General features: G+C 69.8%; 1 protein-coding gene. It reads left to right on the forward strand.

The genetic code is table 11. From position 1 onward, the window contains the following. Positions 1–234: 234 nt before the first annotated feature. Positions 235–729 (forward strand): endonuclease V (locus KDL01_RS41580; protein WP_212534218.1); only part of this gene is annotated, 495 nt, incomplete at its 3' end.

Raw genomic sequence — 729 nt, forward strand, 5'->3', positions numbered from 1 at the left:
CCCCTTCCCCACATCTTCGCCGTCCGCATCGGCATGTCCGGCGCGCCGAGAACGCCACTCTGAACACGCCCGACGCGGTATCAGAGTTCGACACGTCGCCGCCCCCGTGTGGGTTACTGTGGGACATCGCTAAGGGGCCCTTCACGAGGGCTTCACAGGGGCCGGGTAGTTCTGTTGTACTGCACGGACCGGGGGACCGGTCCTCTGAGCACGGGAGACTTGAGGAGTCGGCGCGTGTACGAAGGGCATGCCGCGTTCCACGTCCCAGCCGACGAAGCCGAGGCGCTGCGAGAACAGGACCGCCTGCGCCGCACCGTCGAACCGCACGGGCCCCTCCCACGCCCGCTCCGCTACGTCGCAGGCCTCGACGTCGCCTACGCCCCCGACGACTCCCGCGTGGCCGGCGCCGTGGCCGTCCTCGACATCCGCAACCTCGAGATGGTCGACCACGCCACCGCCCGCCGCCCCGTCGAGTTCCCCTACATCCCCGGCCTCCTGGCCTTCCGCGAGATCCCCGCGCTCCTAGACGCCCTCGAGCAGCTCAAGGTAGTCCCCGACGTCCTAGTCTGCGACGGCTACGGCCTAGCCCACCCCCGCCGCTTCGGCCTCGCCTGCCACCTAGGCGTCCTCACCGGCATCCCCACCTTCGGCGTAGCCAAGACCCCCTTCATCGGCACCTTCAAAGACCCCGCCCAAGACCGCGGCGCCGTAACCGACCTCCTAGCCCCC

The sequence above is a fragment of the Actinospica durhamensis genome (assembly GCF_018139695.1).
Classification (GTDB): domain Bacteria; phylum Actinomycetota; class Actinomycetes; order Streptomycetales; family Catenulisporaceae; genus Actinospica; species Actinospica durhamensis.